This is a genomic window from Bradyrhizobium sp. S3.3.6 (assembly GCF_040546905.1).
GTDB lineage: Bacteria > Pseudomonadota > Alphaproteobacteria > Rhizobiales > Xanthobacteraceae > Bradyrhizobium > Bradyrhizobium cytisi.
The window spans coordinates 157779-176858 of record NZ_JBEPOT010000011.1; the positions used below are offsets into that span (position 1 = coordinate 157779).

The 19080-nt window shown below is 56.9% G+C and carries 12 protein-coding genes and 2 pseudogenes; 4 read left to right on the forward strand and 10 right to left on the reverse strand.

Annotation, left to right across the window (positions count from 1 at the left end):
• Nucleotides 1–15: 15 nt before the first annotated feature.
• From ABID59_RS27750 to ABID59_RS27765, 4 genes are all read right to left on the reverse strand, one after another.
• Nucleotides 16–372, reverse strand: coding sequence for a VanZ family protein (locus ABID59_RS27750; protein WP_354085502.1), 357 nt, complete (start codon nt 370–372; stop codon nt 16–18).
• Between the two features lie 117 nt (nt 373–489).
• Nucleotides 490–1875: a DUF4910 domain-containing protein gene (locus ABID59_RS27755; protein WP_354085503.1), complete on the reverse strand. Its 1386-nt coding sequence runs from the start codon at nt 1873–1875 to the stop codon at nt 490–492.
• Nucleotides 1876–1906: 31 nt separating this feature from the next.
• Entirely contained in the window at nt 1907–3163 is a 1257-nt protein-coding gene (locus tag ABID59_RS27760) for a methyltransferase domain-containing protein (RefSeq protein ID WP_354085555.1), read from the reverse strand.
• A gap of 190 nt (nt 3164–3353) precedes the next feature.
• Nucleotides 3354–3935, reverse strand: a complete 582-nt coding sequence (locus ABID59_RS27765; protein WP_354085504.1) for a dTDP-4-dehydrorhamnose 3,5-epimerase family protein — start codon at nt 3933–3935, stop codon at nt 3354–3356.
• A gap of 526 nt (nt 3936–4461) precedes the next feature.
• Between ABID59_RS27765 and ABID59_RS27770 the strand changes: the two are divergent.
• Nucleotides 4462–5863 (forward strand): annotated as a pseudogene (locus ABID59_RS27770) (glutamate-1-semialdehyde 2,1-aminomutase).
• Nucleotides 5864–6053: 190 nt separating this feature from the next.
• Here the strand turns inward: ABID59_RS27770 and ABID59_RS27775 are convergent.
• The 4 genes from ABID59_RS27775 to rfbF form a co-directional block, all read right to left on the reverse strand.
• Nucleotides 6054–6725, reverse strand: coding sequence for a Crp/Fnr family transcriptional regulator (locus tag ABID59_RS27775; RefSeq protein WP_354085505.1), 672 nt, complete (start codon nt 6723–6725; stop codon nt 6054–6056).
• Between the two features lie 888 nt (nt 6726–7613).
• Complete coding sequence (locus ABID59_RS27780; RefSeq protein ID WP_354085506.1) at nt 7614–8387, reverse strand: LuxR C-terminal-related transcriptional regulator; 774 nt, start codon at nt 8385–8387, stop codon at nt 7614–7616.
• A 290-nt stretch (nt 8388–8677) separates the two neighbouring features.
• Complete coding sequence (locus tag ABID59_RS27785) at nt 8678–9769, reverse strand: NAD-dependent epimerase/dehydratase family protein (RefSeq protein WP_354085507.1); 1092 nt, start codon at nt 9767–9769, stop codon at nt 8678–8680.
• A 12-nt stretch (nt 9770–9781) separates the two neighbouring features.
• Complete coding sequence (gene rfbF / locus ABID59_RS27790) at nt 9782–10627, reverse strand: glucose-1-phosphate cytidylyltransferase (protein ID WP_354085508.1); 846 nt, start codon at nt 10625–10627, stop codon at nt 9782–9784.
• Nucleotides 10628–10971: 344 nt separating this feature from the next.
• Between rfbF and ABID59_RS27795 the strand changes: the two genes are divergently transcribed.
• Nucleotides 10972–12138, forward strand: coding sequence for an acyltransferase family protein (locus ABID59_RS27795; protein WP_354085509.1), 1167 nt, complete (start codon nt 10972–10974; stop codon nt 12136–12138).
• Between the two features lie 108 nt (nt 12139–12246).
• Here ABID59_RS27795 and ABID59_RS27800 read toward each other — a convergent pair whose 3' ends face one another.
• Nucleotides 12247–13104 (reverse strand): aldo/keto reductase, encoded by an 858-nt coding sequence (locus tag ABID59_RS27800; RefSeq protein ID WP_354085556.1) that lies wholly within the window; start codon nt 13102–13104, stop codon nt 12247–12249.
• Nucleotides 13105–13389: 285 nt separating this feature from the next.
• Nucleotides 13390–14472: pseudogene (locus ABID59_RS27805) on the reverse strand (acyltransferase family protein); the annotation flags it as partial.
• 819 nt (nt 14473–15291) lie between these two features.
• On the opposite strand from ABID59_RS27805, the gene ABID59_RS27810 reads away from it, so the two are divergent.
• A complete protein-coding gene (locus ABID59_RS27810) occupies nt 15292–17499 on the forward strand; it encodes an Ig-like domain-containing protein (protein WP_354085510.1) in 2208 nt (735 codons plus the stop codon).
• Between the two features lie 394 nt (nt 17500–17893).
• Nucleotides 17894–18970: a glycosyltransferase family 2 protein gene (locus ABID59_RS27815; protein WP_354085511.1), complete on the forward strand. Its 1077-nt coding sequence runs from the start codon at nt 17894–17896 to the stop codon at nt 18968–18970.
• The last annotated feature ends 110 nt before the right edge of the window (nt 18971–19080 follow it).

Here is a 19080-nt window from a genome sequence, read left to right on the forward strand (position 1 = left end):
CGAGTACCGCGCTAGCTAGTAACGAGATTTCGCCGGCAACGCGAGCCGGATTTCGATCCGAGATAACCAGCTCGCGATCACTTGGCCGATACCGACCCCGCAAACTCCCCCCGTCGCCTTCACAAAGGCATCGACGATTCGGCCATGCCTGTCCGCTGTCAGCAACTGCAGGCTCTCGAGTACGACGGCGCTGGCGACCATCGTCGCTGCGATGACGATCGGGCGGCGCGGGCTGCCCACGGCAAACGCCAGGCCCATGGCGGCAAAAGCCGCGAAGTGCTCAAGGTGCAAATTTGCTACCATCGGCCGGTCCTGGATCGGGGCAAGCGTTGCAAAAGCAATGAAGGCCAGCGCTAGCCAGCCGGCAATCAAGCACGACCGCCGAATCATGACTTGTCTGGCTTCTGCCCAAGTCGAACACCAAGTTCCGTCTACCACCGGAGCTCCTCTCAACAAATCGAAGATCCGAACCGTCCAGCCCTCGGCCCTTTAACGTCCAGACGACTCTATCGTGCTAACCTTCAGGTCCAACTCAGCTGCATTTATGAGACCTGCCCGGCTCAGTGCCGCCGCAGCTTGTTTGATCGTTTCCCAGGGAAGTTTGGCCCGTTCGGCAATATCAAGAAGCGAGCTTTCTCCATCTGACATGTTCAGGACCCATAACAGCCCCATCTGGAAGTCCCCGGCTGTAAGGCCGCCAAGTCCATTGTAAAGGCCATAATTGCCCAGCCTTGGCTCACAGAACGGCTTTTGCGTCCGGTAGTATGCGTTGTTCTCGATGACATCGATGACGGCAATTGTTTTCGCCAACGTGTCGCGCAAGGCAGCAGGACAAACAAAATCCAGATTGTCAGCTGAGCTGTGATACTCCGCGAACTTTCCGTACGGTGTTCGCATGATGGCCCCAATCGGAAGATTGAAGCCGGGCGAGCAATACTGCCGTTCGTCGTAGCCGTAGGGTGAGAACTCCTGGATCTCGTAGGGTTCGCCACTCTTCTCGAGAACATAGGACCAGGCCCTGTCGATCTCCGTATTACCACGACGGCTCCTTTTGTAGGTCATCGGGCCGGCATCACCTGCGCAGGTTATTACACATCCGTGCTTTACTCGTTTGACATGTGCCTCATTGAGCGCCAACCACGTGATCGAGCCGATCGTCCCTGGTACAAAGACGAACCGGTAAGTGTATCGAAGATCCATCTTTCGAAGATGCTGGGCAAGCGCGGTGGCAATCGCTATTCCAGACAAGTTGTCGTTGCACAGCGACGGATGACAAATATGGCAAGAGATCAACACTTCATCTGAAGTATGACCAAGTAGCCTTAGATCTCCATATGTTAGATGACCTGGTTCGAGGCTGCAGTCGACGCAGACCTCGTAATCGTCCTCAGGCATGGTGAGAAGTTGATTGTGCGGTAAACAGAAGCCCCAGGTTGCTTCATAATAGCTGGTGCGATAGGGCGTCCAATCAGGTCTCTCTGGATCCGAATAAAGATGCGGCTTGAGTTCGTCGAGCGTCATACGCGCCCGCATCGGTACGCTGTAACCCAGAAGGTGCAGATTCGATTTCTTAAAATCGACCACACGGTCTCCGGCGCTATTCTTTATGTATGCATCTCGAACATTCCACTCTGGAGGAACTGTCCAATCAAACACCTGGAGACCGGACGGGACCTCACAGGTTGTGAGCGGGATGTAATTTCTGATCAAGTCGATAGTTTTTCTAACCCCATCCCCGGTGATGCTGCGGCAAATCGGGTACATCTCCGCGATGAACTCGTGGATCGCCTTCCCGCTCTCGTCACTCGACAGATCGACCGCAGACTCGCTCTCCACGAGGCTCGCAAGATCGACGTGTCGCGCGATGTCATCCATGGCACACCTATCCAAACAAAGCCTATCAGGATCAATCTACGAGCCTTGGCTCCGGGATAGGCACCACAAATTGAGCTCCCCAGCTCCGGGCGAACGACAGTTGATTGACGATCTCTCGTTTCAAATTCCAAGGCAGAATGAGTATGTAATCCGGCTTCGTCACATTAATCCGCTCGGGCTCGAAGATCGGGATATGAGTCCCAGGCAGTAGGCAGCCCTGCTTATGTGGGTTTCGATCAACCGTATATTCGATAAGATCGGGAGTGACGCCGCAGTAATTCAGCAAGGTATTGCCCTTGGCGGGGGCACCGTAGCCCACGACGCGCTTACCTTGGCGTTTCGCCTCCTCAAGGAACGCGAGCAGCTTGAGTTTTGTTTGCGTCGCGCGTTCCTCAAACGCATCGTAGTGATCGATATCGGCATACCCAGCGCTGATTTCACGTGCCCTGAGATCGTATACGCGATGTGAGATCGGATGCCATTCCGTGTTGCTGTGCTGCGCAAAAATCCGAAGCGACCCACCATGTGTCGGCAGCTCCTCGACGTCAAACAAGGTCAATCCGTGCGCGGCAAAGATCTTCTCGACCGCGATGAACGAGAAATACGAAAAGTGTTCGTGATAAATTGTGTCGATCTGACATTCGTCGACCAATCGCATCAAATGTGGAAACTCCATCGTGATCACACCTTGATCATCAAGGAGGATGCTCATCCCTTTGACAAAGTCGTTCAGATTGGGGACGTGGGCAAGAACGTTATTCCCGATCAGAAGATTGGCGCGCAGCCCCTCACGTCTCAACGTTCGGGCGGCGCGTTCACCAAAAAACTCTACACGGGTCGGGATGCCCTTTGCGCGCGCGACAGCGGCGACATTTTGAGCTGGCTCGATCCCTAGAACCGGCACATCCTCCGCGACGAAGTATTGCAACAAATACCCGTCGTTGCTTGCAATCTCCACGACCCTGCTGTGAGCACCGATTCCGAATCTTTCTATCATTCGAGCGACGTACGACTTCGCATGTTGCAGCCATGACTCACTATAGGATGAAAAGTAGGCATAGTCCCCGAAGATATTTTCCGGCGCTTCCCATTCCTCGAGTTGGACAAGGAAGCACTCACTGCAGACGTATGCGCGCAGCGGAAAGAACTGCTCATCCTGCCTCGCTTTCTCATCCCGCAGATACGAATTGGCCAGCGGCGACAGTCCAAGATCGATGAAAACCCGTTCGAGCGGCGTGTTGCAGAAACGACAGCAACTCGGCTCTGATGCCCGCGCAGATCGAGCCATGGAGTCGACGGGGGAAGTGACCTCTTTCAACATTTGGTAGCTCCTGCGGGGGAAAGCAACGAAGGCTAAGGGCACGCTAGCTTTTGTCGCCGTGGAGCTATTGACAGTTGTCAAGTCACGTTCCGCTTTTTAGCGCGGCGGTCGCGAAATGACGGCGTCTCGCCCTTGCAAGATCGCTGCGCCGCTTGACCTAGGTGTCTTGCCGCAGAGCAGGACTCATTCGCGCCTTCAATTCAGCGCCGATCTCGCTGTAGGGCTTCCATGCCCTGTCCCGTTCCGAGATCACGCGCACCTCGACCGGCCAAATTATTGCAAGGGCGGGATCGTCGTGCGACAGCCCGCCTTCAGCGCCTGGACTGTAGTAGTTGCTAATCAGATATATCAACTCGGTGTCGTCGGCGAGCGTGACGAAGCCGTGGGCGAAGCGTTCCGGTATGTAAAGCCCGCGGCCGTTGTCTGCAGACAGATTGACAGTGACGTAGCCCAAATACGTCGGCGACTCCGGCCTTAGATCGACGATCACGTCGATCACCGCGCCTCTTGTGCATCGCACGTACTTAGTTTCTGCTGCCGGTGGATACTGAAAGTGCAAGCCGCGTAGGGTGCCGCCTTTCGCATTATAGCTGATGCTCCCCTGCGCGACGACCGGCTTGAGCCCATGTGCGAGGAACGTATCGGCGCAGAATACCCGCGCAAACGACCCTCGGTTGTCCCGATGTCTGTCGATGTCGACGGTATAAGCACCAGCGAGAATTGTTTCAGAGAAGATCATGCGGCATGATGGATGGTTATGGTCCTGGTTTCTAAAAGAACACGGTTCGACAGAGTCGAGCGACAAACCAGAGCAGAGCAATGTCCCATACGACGACGCAAATCAGCGCAAACGCGACACCGAACACCGGCCAGCCGATGACCCGTGTCGTCGCCTTCGCGACACTTATTTCGACTCTCGCGTCTCTGAACTGATCAGACATGCTTCGCATTCGACCTGAGGCCCGGCGTTCTTCAGCCTAGCTGCTTCTGCATTTGGTCAATCTGACAAAGCTCAATAACGACGACGTGTAGACGGTGACCTCCAGAGCGATTTGCCGGGCCCCTGCAATACGGGAGCCCTCCTTGCCTCGCGCCCCGGCAGAGCGATTCGAAGCGACTTTCTGAGGTGCTCGCCACGACGGGCACATACTTGAGGACCATCAAGTATGTGCCATTTGGCCTTATAAAATGAGGTCGGCTCGCAACAGATTGGCGGGAGACGGCTGATCCGTCGAAAGCAGAGGAGAGAGGGTTCGGTTATGAGGATGGGGTCTTCTTATTGCTCAGGGAAGAGGGCGACGCGGGCGGGTCTCGAAAAATTCAGTGCGTCAGACGAATTACGGCTACGGGCACGCGCCGCGATCCCTGGAGGAGCACACACCTATGCGAAGGGAGACGATCAATATCCGCTCTTGGCGCCCGGTTTCATCTCAAGGGGGTTCGGCAGCCACGTCTGGGATGTCGACGGCAATGAGTTCATCGAATACGGGATGGGACTGCGCGCTGTGTCGCTCGGCCATGGCTTTGCCCCGGTGGTCAAAGCAGCCACCGAACAACTAGCGCGAGGAACAAATTTCATGCGACCTTCGCCGCTGGAGGCCGAGTGCGCGGAACGGCTAATCGAACTGGTGCCCGGAGCCGAGATGGCAAAATTCACCAAAGATGGGTCGACGGCTACGACTGCCGCGATCCGGCTTGCTCGCGCATACACCGGCCGCGACATGGTCGCGTTATGCTCCAACCACCCGTTCTTCTCCTACGACGATTGGGCAATCTGCAGAACACCGATGGACGCTGGCATTCCCGTGGATGCGATGCAGCTGACGCTCGGATTCCGGTACAACGACCTGTCCTCGGCAGAATCGCTCTTTGCGCGATACCCAGGCCGAATTGCGGCGTTTATTCTCGAGGCCGAAAGGGAGGAGCCACCTGCGGCCGATTTTCTGGCCAAGTTGCGAGAACTTTGTCATCGGCACGGCGCCCTCTTGAATCATCGACGAGATGATCACTGGCTTTCGCTGGCCGAAATGCTCTGCCCAGCAGCACTACGGAATCGAAGCAGACCTATCGACATTTGGCAAGGCGCTTGGTAACGGCATCGCGATTTCCGCGCTGGTCGGCAAGCGCAGCATCATGAAACTCGGCGGCCTAGACCATAATCTTGATCGTGTCTTCCTACTTTCGAGCACGCACGGCGCCGAGACCCATGCCTTAGCCGCGGCATTGGCTGTCATGGACACCTATCGAGACCAACCGGTCGTCGAGACGCTGCATCGCCAGGGAGATCGCCTGAAAGCCGGTATCGAAGCTTCTGCACGCCATCGCGGGCTCACCGAACATTTCAAGCTCGCCGGCCGGGCGTCAAATTTGGTCTATGCATGTTGTGATGTTACCGGAGCGTCATCGCAGATCTTTCGCACGCTGTTTCTGCAGGAAACTATCCGCCGCGGCTTGCTGCTCCCCTCGCTCGTCGTGAGCTATTCCCATTCCGACGATGATATCGATCGGACGATTGACGCCATCGATGACGTATTCGACGTATACAGGAACGCGCTGGAGAGCGGACCTGAATCTTATCTAACCGGTCGACCGGTTCAACCGGTATTCCGTCGACAGGCCAGTCCTACCGTCCGGTCGGAATCTCGGAAACAGAAGCTCGTGCGTTGAACAACGCACGAGCGAATGACCGCTAAACTGCAAAGCACCCGGTAGCCCCGGCTTCGGGATATTTTCGATTTCTGTGCGCAGTGCGTTGCAGCCAGGGGACGCGCCCGACGACTGGGCGCGCCCCAAGTGCCGGCATACCAAGCGTTGGCCCGCAGCGAAATCAACGAAAACACTCAATTAAAGATTCAATTCAATCGACGACGCGTCCGTTTGAAATCCTCGCTAAACCTTCAAGGTCAGTGAACCTGATGGTCTTGCGATTAGGAAGATCGATGAGGTTTTTCGCTTTGAATTCCGCGAGCGTGCGGCAAACCGTCTCAAGTGACGTTCCTACGTGATCGGCAATGTCAGCCCGGGGTAACTGTAGCCGGAGCGCGTCCGGACGCTTGAGATCGGCACGAAGGTGCGGTCGGATGCGCAACAACAGCCACGCAATGCGCGCCACACAATTTTTCTGGCTCATAGTCATCACCAATGTCAGGGTGTCTGCCAAAACTTGGTGTGCACCACAGGGCTGATCGCTGCGACACACTCCTGAGATTTTTGATCGTACAACACGACAATCGGTTACAGCCTCTGCGGTAAACTGCTGGTGCGTTGAATGGGTTGGCATAACCACATCACCGGGCCAGTAGAAGGCCAGGATTTGGCGGTATCCGTTTTCCTGGAGTCGGACCGCCCGGACGACGCCTTCAACAATTTCGATCTTTTGGGCCTCTTCTTCTCCTTCCCAAAAAAGAGCCCTGCCACGAGCTATGAAGGATGCGGAAGGCCGTCGGAAGTCAGAAATATCTTTGAGGGGGCGCTTATAGATTGAGGTTAACGATTGACCGTTTTCGAGCGAAGCCGATTCTGTAAGCATTTGTATCACCTCAGCACGTAACCCGACGCGTTGAAGTGTAAGCGTTCTTGATACGAAGGATATTCGGGCTAACGCGTTAGGATTTTGCCGGTTCTGGCTAAGCCGATCGGTCTAGTCCGTCTGGCGAGAAAACTATTCGCTGCCTACGTCGCGTTCAATCCATCGGAAAATTCGTACAAGCTGAGGGCAGCACGCTCAAATCTACCGCAAACGCATCCCACCTTGCTCGTCGCTCAGGTCTCGTCGATAAGGACAAATGGCAAGGATCGATTTTCACTGGTGCGGCTTCCACCAGACCTCAGGACGATCCTGCTCGGTCGCGAACACGTTTTTTTGAAGCTGACGGCCCTGGCGCTTGAAATATCTCCAGAGCGTGTCGCAGGATACCATGACGCCACGTTCGCTAAGCTCTGCCAACAGCGCGTATAAGGTCAGAACAGGCTTGTCAGCGAGCCGCGCCAGTAGCCGCTCTCCTCAAGCAGATAAAGTCGCCTGCCGCCCATCGGCTTGGCCGCGCGCTAGCCTATCGCGCGCGACCACTGCGACCATCTCACGACACTCGCAACGCTGAAGTCGTGCAGCTCCACCACGGCTTGGTACGTTTCGTCACTCGCAAGCCCCCCCGACAACATGCTCACGCAGATCCAGTGAGTCTGCTCGCGCCATCCCTGCTGACCTCCACCTCAAGGAGGAGGCTTGAAACAGGGCCCAGATGATTTGGGAATCCTCGATTCAGACAAAATCGGAAAGACTTTAAACAGTCAGCACCGATGAGATCAGCGAGCCCAGAGCGCACGCTTCCGAAATCTCGCTTCAAAGGTTAACTTTGCCCGGGTTTGTGCTGAAGTGATTCCAGGAAACGACATGCCGCACCTGGAGAGATGGCAATCATTCAGCCAATCGTCGAAAAAAGCGTGGTTCCCACCGCTGCGCCCGCCAGTTGTTATCGAGCATCGGATCTGGCCTCGAACCGGCGTGGTTGCCTCTGTCGATCGCGAACCTTTTACTCTTCACTCTAGCCGTCGACCGGTCCTTTGGTCCAACCAACTTTGCGGCGATAAACGCCGCCTCAGTACGATTGCGAGCACCAAGCGCGCGAAGAAGCGCGGCCGTATGAATTTTGCTTGTCCCTTCCGCAATGCTAAGTTCCCGAGCGATCTCCTTGTTCGACATTCCTTGGGCCAGCAGCGGGAGAATTTCGTTCTGCCGGCGCGTCAATCGGAGGGCGTCAAGGTCAAAGTTGATGATCGGAGCAGGTTCCGGCTGAGCAACGTCATCCCCAGCCAACCACCGAGGTACATAGATGCGTCCTGACAACAAATCTCCGATAGCGGACAGCAATTCCTCATCCGACTGCAGCTTGGGCACGAACCCGTGGAAACCAGCAGAAAGACACTTAAAGACATCCGCACGGGTGTTCGAAGTCGACATTACCGCAACCCGAGTTGCAGGCCTTATGTCGAACAACTCGCAAAGGACACCAAGCGCCCCCTGAGTGAGGCAGCCGAGGTCGATCAAAATCAAATCGACACTTGTCTCTAGATCAAAATGTTCCAAGCATGAGACATCTACTACGCGAGATTTCCTGAAACGACATTCAATCACGTCCCGGAGACCGTTACGGTAAACGCTATGGTCATCGACTATTAAAATAACAGACACTGCTCAATCCTCAAGCAATCCCGTACTCTTACCCGGGATTCTCACATCCTGGCAGTTGGGCTGACAAAAAAACTAGCAGAGATAGCCCCAGCAACGTCCCAATCTACATCCTCCTATGTGACCGTTGTACGAAACGGCCATGCGGACAACCAATTGAAATTACCGCAATGCAAAAATTGTAAGCTGACTTAAATAAAAGTCAACAGGGCGACGTGAGGACGACGTGCAGGTTCCTAGATGTTCCCGCACGGCGCGTGAGCGCCTTGAATGCCTCGCCGGTAGGTCGGCCGCTATGCGACCACTTGTCCGGCTGCCGTCAACGATCGCGCGTTCGCCGTCACCGGAACGAACTCGCGAATTGGCGTCCAGCGCAAATGCGAATCCAGCTGCTCCGTATGCTGCAAGTGGCGAAGCTCGGAAAGCCGAGTAAAGGGAGCGGCATTGAAGGTGGCCTCATCCAGCCGAATACGTTCGAACACGCTTCTCAATTGCCCTGCGCCGCGCTGCGCATTCCATTCACAGCGGAAGCCCGGCATGTGAGCCTTGATCTTCGCAAAAGACACGCGATAGCTACGGTTGTCCGGGCCGCTCGGGCCGAATGACAGCTCACAATCGGGGAACGTATCGTTCACAATTTCCGCAATCCCACGCACTGTATAGTTCTGAGTTTCATCGCCGACGTTGAATGCCTCGGCGCAAACAGCCTCGCGTGGCGCCTTGAGGGCACACAAGATCGCTTGGCAGATGTCCTCGACGTGAACCAGCGGACGGCAGGGGGTACCGTCGCTCAAGACCCGAATCTTTTTCTCCGTAAACGCCCAGCCGGAAAGATTATTCAGGACCAAGTCAAAACGCTGCCGCGGAGACGCCCCGAACGCCGTTGCGTTGCGCAAAAACACCGGTGTGAATAGGCTATCCGTCAACTCGACCAGATCATGTTCGACCAGCACCTTGCATCGCGCGTAGGCTGTTTGAGGATCGCAGGTCGATGTTTCAGATTTCAGTTCGGCACCGGCCGCGCCGTAGATGCTGCACGAGGACGCATAAACAAATCGTCCAATGCCCACTTCCCTGCATTTACGCGCAAACTCCACCGACCCACGATGGTTGATCTCCATTGTCACGCCGGGATCATTCTCCCCAAGCGGATCATTTGACAGCTCCGCGAGGTGAACCACAGCATCGAAACCCGCCAGGTCGGACAGCGACAATTGCCGCGTATCACGCGACATTACCATCGGGCGTGTCCTGCCGTCGTCGAATAGCCAGCCGCGGCGATACAAACCCGTGTCAATGCCGGTCGCATCATGACCATGTTCAAGCAGCTTCGGACCGAGCACCGCACCGATATATCCGTCAGCTCCAGTGAAGAGAACGCGCATGTGATCAACTCCTCAAAGAGTAACTTGATCGGCGATGACCGACTGAGACACCTTGACGCCTGCGCCTTGCACAACACCATCCCTATCCCATACGCACCAGGGCGGCTGCCCCCTATCCCAGAGATCCTGCAGCACCGTCTTATCGCGCAAGGTGTCCATGTTCTGCCAGTAACCGCGATGCCTGTAGACGGCGAGTTGGTCCTGCTCAGTCAGCCGCGCGAGCGGCTCGTTCTCCCAGCTCGTGCTGTCACCGTCGATGAGATCGAGAGCCTGCCGCTCGACAACGAAAAAGCCTCCATTGATGATCTGGCCGTCGCCCGTGTTCTTTTCGCGGAACTGCGCCGCGCGTGGGCGATCCGAGGAGAGATTGATTGCACCGAAGCGACCGGGCAATTGCACCGCTGTCACCGTCGCGAGCGCGCCCTGCTGATGATGAAATTTGATCAGTTCGCGTATATTAACGTCGCTGACGCCGTCGCCATACGTCATACAAAAAGTCGAATCCCCCAGATGCTCGCGTACGCGCTTGAGCCGCCCACCGGTCATCGTCTTCTCGCCGGTGTCGACCAGGGTTACCTTCCAGGGTTCGCAACCACTTCGATGCATCTCAATGCGGTTGCGTTGAAGATCGAGTGTAAAATCTCCCTGATGGGACAGGTAGCTCATGAAATAGTCTTTGATCACCGCACCCTTGTAGCCACAGCAGATAACGAACTCGTTCATGCCGTGATGGGAATAGAGCTTCATGATGTGCCAAAGGATCGGGCGGCCACCGATTTCAACCAACGGCTTCGGAACCACTGAGGTATGTTCGCTCAATCTCGTGCCATAACCGCCGGCGAGAATGACAACCTTCATCGGGATCTCCTCTATTTGAGTCGCCGCCCGACGCATTCACACGCGCAATTATTGGATCGGACGATGAGATTGGAGAGTAGGTCACCGCCGCAAGACCGAGTTGATAACCGTCAACTCGACTGAACACCATTGACCCGAGTCAAATCGAGCAACACGCCAGTCGCCTTGTCGATGAAGCGTCCGATTGCATTTTCGCCAGCACTCCCGATTCGACGCCGTCCCTGTATATCCGCGCTCGCACGGCGTGTTCGCGCAACCGATTTGACGCTCGTCAACTTGCAGATCAAAACCGAGAATAATCAAAACTCAGAGCGACCACGCGTTGCTCTCGGCGGAACCGAGCGATGACATTAATCAACGACAAGTGGGAAGCGGCGAAGGGAAGACCCGCGGGTTTTGATTTCCTGCGCATCACATTGGCCATCGCAGTCATCCTCTGGCATTCCGTTGCTGTCTCCTATGGTCCGGCCGCCGAGCAGTGGTTTTACGGCGGCCCCCTAAAACCACTGGTGTGGTTCGTCATTCCAGCCTTCTTTGCGCTGAGCGGGTTCCTCGTCGCCGGAAGCCTTGAGCGCAACGATCTCCCGTCGTTCGTCACACTCCGAGTGATCAGAATCTTTCCCGCCTTGACCGCGGAAGTCCTGATCTCGGCAATACTGATCGGCCCAATATTTACAGATCTAGCGCTGGCGCAATACTTCACGGACCCGGACTTCTTCCGCTATTTCCTTAATATGATAGGCTATATCCACTTCCACCTGCCCGGCGTCTTCTCCGAACTGCCCGTGCCAAACGTGGTGAATAGTCAGCTCTGGACTGTTCCACACGAGCTCGAATGCTACCTAGCGATCAGCGCCGCGGCATTGATCGGCCTAACCAAGCGCCATCGGCTATTCCTCCTCGCCGTATTGTTCGTCATTGCTGCGTTGACGCTGCGCGACGTGCTCAGCGGCAAGCCGGGTTCGCCGGCTGCGCCCCCAGGACGAATGCTGGTGTTAGCTTTTCTGTGCGGGGTGGCGCTCTTTCTGAACCGAATCCGGATCGCGAGTTCCCATTGGCTTTTTCTGGTCAGCGCAGTCGGCTTCGTCGTTTGCGTGCTCGCATCAACCCGCGCTGGTGAGACTCTCGCTGCTTTCTTCATCGCTTACGTCACGGTGTATCTCGGGCTGCTCAATTTCAGCACCGGACCGATCACAAAAATCGCCGACTATTCGTACGGCGTCTATCTCTATGGATTTCCCGTGCAGCAGAGCGTGGCTCAGCTGATGCCGGACCACCGCATATGGTACATCAATTTTTGGCTCAGCCTCGCCTTGACGTTTGTGTTCGCGGTGACCTCGTGGCATCTGCTTGAATCCAAGGTGATGGCCAGGAAAAAGCAAGTCTTGGCGTTAGTCTCGACATTTGTGGACCGCACACGAAGTCTTGTTGTGTTCGCTTGGGGCTGGCTCGTTCGTCGCCCGGCGGAAGCGCGCACGACGGCTCCGAAGCGAACAGCGCCCACGAACTGACGGGGTGTATCCGCGCAGGTTGGCGAAACTAGAGGGACGCGCTTGTCGATCCCTCGTCTCGGCCGAACTATGCGCGGACGAATGAGCTTCTTGCCGGCGCAGCGCCAGTCAGGCGGGCAAGAAGCGGCGAGTCAGCCGATGCAGAAATCGCATTTGTCCATAGACCGCCGGATCGGGACCGATCCGCCCGTCAGTCCGGTCCAGACCGGCAATGACTGCGTGGTCGTTGCTGGTCAACTCGAAGTGGAATAGATCAATATTCTCGGCCATGCCCGCCGCTCTTGCCGATTTCGGTATGGCGATAAAACCATTCTCAAGGTGCCAGCGGAGGACGATTTGTGAGGTCGTACAGCCGCAACGCTCGGCGATGGCCTGGATCCTCGGATCGTCGAGAGCCCTCCCCTGCCCGAGCGGGCTCCAGGCCTGGGTCTCGATCCCGTAGCGCTCGTGGATATTCCGCAACGATTGCTGCTGGAACGCAGGATGCAATTCGATCTGATTCAGAGCCGGTATGACGCCCGTCTCGCCGACGATCCGCTGCAAATGATCAGCCAAAAAATTGGACACCCCGATCGACCTGACGCGTCCCTGCTTCTGGAGCTCAACGAGCGCGCGCCAGGTTTCGACGTAGGCCGCACGTTGCGGACATGGCCAGTGGATCAAGTAGAGATCGATCACGTCTAGTTGCAACCTTGCTGCGCTGGCGTCAAAAGCGCGCATCGTTCGATCATATCCGTGATCTTCGTTGCGAACTTTCGTCGCAACGTACAGCTCGCTTCTCGGGAGATTCACTCGCTTCAAGGCCGCGCCAACTCCGGCCTCGTTTCCATAGCTGGCAGCAGTGTCAATCAAGCGATAGCCCGCATCGATCGCGGTGGCGACGACTTTGGGTGCGCTTGCACTGGCGATCTGCCAGACACCAAATCCAAGCCGGGGTAGCGCATGGCCGTCATTGAGCAACACCATCGGAACGCTGGCTGTGGCCGAGGCGGGTCGTCCTTGAAGGTCCGCTGGCAGTGGCGAGGGGCTCGATCCGAACGATTGCAAGGGCCGCTCTGCCTTCGCACTTGGGATGGTCATCGTACGATCCGCTGCGAGCGCGTAGTGCGCACTGGCAGTGTCGATTATCGCAGCTGGACCGATCGCACTGTGGCTGCCAGCCACAGTTCTCAGCATGATACCCTTCAGCCAATCACGGACCGTCGGCGTACGGCTTTCGAACATGAAATAGAAGACGCAGGCGGCAAGCACGCAGGCCACGATGAAGCTCGCGTCAAGTCCGACTGATGCGAACGTAAAATCCTGACGGCCGCTTGCGACTGTGACGTTCAAAAGCAACAGGATCGGATAGTGAATTGCATACAGTGAAAAGCTGATTTTTGCGAGCTCTCCGCCGATGCGAAGCGATGAAGGCAGTGATACCTTCAGATAGTCAATGCCCACAATGAATGCGGTAGTACCCAGCCCCACAGCGAGGCTGAACGCCGCCCATTGAGGGACAAGGCCTTTCGACGCGAGAACATATAAACCAACCGTACTGACGACAAAGCTGCAGCACCAAACCCATATCGGTACCACGACGGCATAGGCGATGACACCAAGAGACCAAATTGCAAAAAAGAACAACAACTTCAGTCCAGCATGCGTACCGCGGCTTTCGAAATGCTCCGCCATTACGAACAATGCGAGGACGGCGATAATGAGCAGAATGTAGGCCGGAATCTTGCGGGCTGAAATTATCGCAAAAAACAGTACATAATACCAAAATTCATTCGACAGGCTCCACAGGGCAGCATTTCCAGCGAATTCCGAGCACGCTATCGTCTGGAGAAACAGCCCGTTGCAGATTGCGGTCGCGGCGCCGATCGGCGCCTGGAAGATTGCCGCACTGTTGTAGACGTCCAGATGCGAGGAAACATAGGCCTGCCACGCCCCAGATTGCCGTGCTGAAACATAAGCGGAGAAGGAGACCGTCAGCGCAGGCAGAAGTACAACGTAGAGCCGCGACACACGCGCAGAGAAATAATCGACCGCATGCAGTCGTCCGCGCATATTTCTGACCAGCGCAGGCCCACCCACCAAGTAACCGCTCAAGACAAAGAACACGAGAACCGCAGCAGGGCCGTGAGCGCTCAAGGTCCAGAGGACAGAATAGACCAGTCTGATCGCCGGATCATAATTCTCGCCCGGCAGCTTCTCCATGAACATCAACTGGTAGGAATGGAATGCCAGAACCTCAACGGCAGCAAGCCCGCGCGCGAGATCGAGCCAATCCGACAAAGCAGGAGACACCCCGGTCTCTGCGCGAAAAACGATCACGTCATGCCTTCCCATCTCAAGCCCCCCCGTGAACCAGGGAAAAGATGCCAGCCTTCCGGGTTTTTAGCCGCGGTCTTCCTGGTCGAATTGACGCATCTCAATAATGCCTGGCTCAATTGGCGACAGGCGCAGGCCTTGACGTTCGGCACCGCGGAGCGCTGCCCGGGCTGCCGCATCGAAAAAAGCGCGACGCCCAACATCTGCGGCCTGAGAAACCGGGAGTGTCTCTCGGGGCCGACGCGAGACAATTCGACGCAAGACTGCCGTAGGCACGTTTGCCGCAAAAGCGAGCAACGGCAAAACGGCCTATAGTTTCCTTGCTATAGCGCAATCAGCTGCAGGCGCTGCTGCTGTTCAAGAAGGCAACAACCGTCATCGTGCCTGTTTGATCGGCGAATGCCGCACTATCACCCTATTCGGAAATAGCTCAATCACATTGACGACAAATTCTGTTGCGACGGTCGACTTGCAAGCGCAAGCAGAGTGCATTGAGTCAGGCGCCCAATCTGGCGTTCGCCACACACAATGCACGTAGTTCTGCGGGGACGGCAAATGAGTCCGCTACGACAAGTCAATTGAAATTTGCTGTGGCGTGGTTCATTTTTTAGGGAACAGTTCAATGTGATTCGGCGAAGTCCGATCTCAATGGCGCGTGAACGATCGGCCGTGTGGTGGGTGGCCCGTTCTTGTAACTTTCGCGTCCCAAACAGCGTTCAGTAGCGAAAGCGGCGTGAAGTCGGTCAGGCTTCAAGGCCGCAGGCAATGCTTTGCCCGGACCGCGCCGATTGCTGCTCGCGCGGGATCGGCGCATCCCCGAACAACCAGGAAAGTGAAATGGCAATTTCGTTATCCGCGCTGATCAAACAGAATACGCTCGGGCAGAGCGAAGCATTTCCTGCCGGCGTGCCGCACAGCTACAGCTGGTACAAAGGCTGGAATCCTGGTGGTCAGATGACACCGCCTCCAGGCTTCAGCGCCGTTGAAGGTTGGGGGCAAGTTTATACTGAGGAAGGAGCCCCCGCCTCCCCAAACGCAGATGTCGAGGTCTCCAATGCGAAGACCTACGTGCACATCAAGGAAACGGGCCAATGGGTGCTGGTTCAGGACCAGTCAAAGCTCGGTCTGGGAGGGGGGCATTTTGTCGCCGACTTCGCGGGAAATTCAGCCTATCCGATGCAGGTGACGCGCCTGCCAAGTGGGGCCGCGAGCTTTGATGCCCCCGTGGCCGGGTACAATGACCATTTCTGGTATGGAGCCCGAGGATCATACGCGGCTGGAACGGTCGACGGCGTCTACGTCCAAATGGATATGCGCACGACCGATGCGAACGCGAAACTCGTGGGCATGGTAGGCGTCGACTGGTGGCGTAACGCAACGGCGCCTTTTCTTGCCGACCACAGCAACAATCCAGGTGTTGGCGGCAGCAACTGGGTCGAGCTCTCGACCCAGTGGAAGACGGTTGGCTACTATTCCATGAGCACCGCGGCATTCCAGGCAAACCTGCCTCCGCCGCTGCTCGGATCTTCACAAACGCCTCCCGTCGTGCCGCCGGACACGCTCGCGCCGGCAGCGCCCAAGATCACCGCGTTCACGCCGGATACGGGCACCGTTGGAGACAAGAAAACCGACGCCAAGCAATTGACGTTGAGCGGTACCGCCGAAGCTGGCAGCACTGTGAAGGTACTTGAGGGAACGACCGTGGTTGGCACGGCGAAAGCCAATGCAAACGGCGGCTGGAGCCTGAGCACAGCCCAGTTGTTGGCGGGCACCCATACCTTCACCGCGAGCGCCACAGACGCTGCAGGCAACGTCAGTTCGAAATCCGCGGCCCTGAGTGTGATCGTGAATGCAACACCTCCCGCCACCTCGCCGCCGGCAACCGGCGCGAACCTGTTGGTCAACGGATCGTTCGAGGCAACTTCCTTGGCGGCCTATGCCGGCGGCCGCTGGGGCGCCTACCAGTCCGTTTCCGGCTGGACCGCGATCAGCGGCGGCATGATCGAACTCTGGAACAATCTTGGTGGAGTCAAAGCCACCGATGGTGGGAATTTCGGCGAACTCGACTATGCAGGCGCGCGAGACGGCTTCTACCAGGACGTCAAGACTGTTGCCGGCCAAGTCTACGACTTGTCCTTCGACGCACGCTCACGGCCCGGCTTTACCGGCTCGACCTGCTCGATCGAGGTATTGTGGAACGCCTCAGTCATCTCTACCGTCCCTCCCGGCACGGCATGGCAAACCTTCGACTTCACGGTGGTAGGGACCGGTGGCAAGGATCGCCTCACGTTCCGTGAGGTAGCCAGTCAAGGTGGCGATGGACTAGGCGCGCTTTACGACAACATCGAACTAACCGCCGCCTCATCTCCACCAGTCACATCACCGCCAGCGGCAGGCACCAATCTCCTGGTGAACGGATCCTTCGAGTCGTCGTCGCTGGCGCCCTTGCAGGACGGCCGGTGGGGGGCCTTCGACTCCATTCCGGGTTGGCACGCGATCAGTGGGGGCGCCATCGAGCTTTGGAATAATCTCAACGGCGTGAAGGCTACCGACGGAGTCAATTACGGCGAGTTGGACTACGCGGGAGCCCGCGATGGCTTCTACCAGGACGTGAAGACCGTTGTCGGGCAAGAGTACACACTCTCCCTCGACGCGCGCTCGCGACCTGGGTTCACAAGCTCGACCTGCTCGGTCGAGGTATTATGGAATGGTTCGGTCGTTGACGTGGTTCCCCCCGGCAGCAACTGGAAAAACTATGATTTCACGGTGGTCGGCACTGGCGGAAAGGATCGCCTGACGTTCCGCGAGGCGGCAGGCCAGTCTAGTGACGGGCTCGGCGCTCTCTATGACAACGTTTCGTTGGTCGCCAAGCCGACAAGCGCAGCTTCGGCGTCTCTACTGAGTGATGCAAATCATGCAGTGGCGCTGATGAACCAATATGCGGCGACCGACGTAGTTGGCACCGGCTCGGTGACCAGCACGATCTCGGCTGCTGACGCCAACGCCTCTCTCACACAAACGCTTTCTTTGCCGGCGCAGCACTAATTCGCTAGCGATTGGATGAGAGCAACCTCTGGGGTGTCGCGCAGCGGCACCCTTTTTTTCGGCATCGACCTGGTGGACCGGTGATTCCACGCGAGATAAGGATAAGAGTGAACCGTACAGAATGACCTCGCTCAAGGTAGACCACCACAGCTTGATAGCAACGATGGAAAATTGATAATCGTCAACTCGGGTTAGCCAAGTTCGCATTAGTTGATGCCGGGCGTGCTACGAAAAATGAAGCTCGCCACTCACACCCGCCTTGTGTGATCAATCGTGGAATGGAGACGTCGTGCACGCCAGCAGGTCCACTTCTGATCAGAAACCGACGGATATTCGGTCGAGTAGCTGGCACCCGCGAGGATTGCTTCCGCGCGACATTCAGCGATCCTGATCCATGACGCCTTCGGCGAACATCACGAAGAGCGCACCCTCGGACTACCCACAAACGGGCGCGAACCGCAACTCTGTGGCCGGGCCGGCCAATCCCTTCGTGACGATCGCCATTCCTACGTATAATCGTGCCGCGCTTTTGAGGGGCTGCATTGCCTCAGCTCTGTTGCAGACTTACCCTCATTTCGAGGTCCTGGTTTCGAACAACGCCTCTCCGGACGATACCAGCAGAGTCCTGGCCGGCTTTAGCGATCCAAGATTGCGGGTCATCAACCAGGAAACGAATATCGGCCTGCTCCCGAATTGGAATGCCTGTCTCGCCAATGCTCGCGGCGACTACGTCGTCTTCGTTTCCGACGATGACAGAATCATGCCGTGGCTGCTCGCGCGGTGCGCGGCCCTCGTCAGGCAGCAGCCGGAACTTTCGAGCGTGATTACGCTGAGTAACCTTCATGCGGCTTCGATCGGAAAAACAAGGCCTCCGCGCGTCAGCCGCCGCTGCGAGACGGGCATTCGGGACGGAACCATGATTCTGACGGACTTCCTGACCGACCAGATCACAGTAAATATGTGCGGCGTGATGATGCGGACCGAGCTCCTGCGCGAGCGCGGCGGCATTCCGCTTGACCTGCCGCACACCGCCGACGTCGCTGCGTGGGCGCCGCTTCTGCTGCTCGGCAAGGCCGGCCTGATCAACGAGCCCTGCGCAACCTACACCTATCACGACGGCTCCGAGACGGCTCGGTTGGGCGTCGAACAGCTTCTCCACGACGGACGCAAAGTGGCCGGTCTGATCGCAGAGACCGCAGAAGTTCATGTCCAAGACCCGCAGCTGCGTAAGACCATACAAGTTGAGGCCAAGCGCTGCTTCGCGCGCCGCGCACTGATCACGCTGTCTGATTATCGAAAGAGCGGCGCCAGTATCGCGGAGATGCTGAACGTCGCCTGGCAATTTCGTCACGACCTGTACGGTGTCAGCCTGAAGGCCGTTCTTCGCTTCGTTGCTGTCGCTTTTTGCCCAAAACAGCTCGCTGCTGGGCTGCGTCGACTGAGGCGGAGCACATCGGAACAGCTAGCCTGACGACCCCGCCCCCAAGTATCGCCCCACTCGTCAAGATGCGCCCTGCCCGACAATCACGTGGTCAGCAATGGCTTCCCACGATTATTGATAACGCTCAAATTCACTAGAAT

Bases quoted from the DNA above. Each gene is read 5' to 3' on its own strand.
- ABID59_RS27755 (WP_354085503.1), bottom strand. From the start codon at position 1,875: ATGGATGACATCGCGCGACACGTCGATCTTGCGAGCCTCGTGGAGAGC.
- ABID59_RS27760 (WP_354085555.1), bottom strand. From the start codon at position 3,163: ATGGCTCGATCTGCGCGGGCATCAGAGCCGAGTTGCTGTCGTTTCTGC.
- ABID59_RS27765 (WP_354085504.1), bottom strand. From the start codon at position 3,935: ATGATCTTCTCTGAAACAATTCTCGCTGGTGCTTATACCGTCGACATC.
- ABID59_RS27775 (WP_354085505.1), bottom strand. From the start codon at position 6,725: ATGCTTACAGAATCGGCTTCGCTCGAAAACGGTCAATCGTTAACCTCA.
- ABID59_RS27785 (WP_354085507.1), bottom strand. From the start codon at position 9,769: ATGCGCGTTCTCTTCACTGGAGCTGACGGATATATCGGTGCGGTGCTC.
- rfbF (WP_354085508.1), bottom strand. From the start codon at position 10,627: ATGAAGGTTGTCATTCTCGCCGGCGGTTATGGCACGAGATTGAGCGAA.
- ABID59_RS27795 (WP_354085509.1), top strand. From the start codon at position 10,972: ATGACATTAATCAACGACAAGTGGGAAGCGGCGAAGGGAAGACCCGCG.
- ABID59_RS27800 (WP_354085556.1), bottom strand. From the start codon at position 13,104: ATGGTGTTGCTCAATGACGGCCATGCGCTACCCCGGCTTGGATTTGGT.
- ABID59_RS27810 (WP_354085510.1), top strand. From the start codon at position 15,292: ATGGCAATTTCGTTATCCGCGCTGATCAAACAGAATACGCTCGGGCAG.
- ABID59_RS27815 (WP_354085511.1), top strand. From the start codon at position 17,894: ATGACGCCTTCGGCGAACATCACGAAGAGCGCACCCTCGGACTACCCA.